The sequence below is a fragment of the Neobacillus sp. MER 74 genome (genome assembly GCF_023714155.1).
This window is the reverse complement of the sequence record NZ_JAMAUV010000143.1, coordinates 1-215: the sequence shown is the minus strand read 5'-3', so window position 1 is coordinate 215 and position 215 is coordinate 1. Positions and strand designations below refer to the sequence as shown.

Genomic DNA, 215 nt, shown 5'->3' with positions numbered 1-215 from the left:
CGTTTACAAGACGAGATTAATAAAGACCGCGAAGATCACGGAAAAAAGCCATTTCCTCCCGATAAATTTGATAAAGAGGAATTAAAAGAAATTAAAGAAAGTACGACTGACCCAGAAAGTGGTTATTACGTAAAGGACGAACGAACTAAACAATTCGCATACTCATTTCATGCAGCTTCAGATCGAAATGGTTTTGTCCTTGGCACAATTGTAAC

The 215-nt window shown here is 37.2% G+C and carries 1 pseudogene; it reads left to right on the top strand.

Going from position 1 to position 215, the window contains the following annotated elements:
* Positions 1-215 (top strand): annotated as a pseudogene (locus M3610_RS27910) (IS5/IS1182 family transposase); the annotation flags it as partial.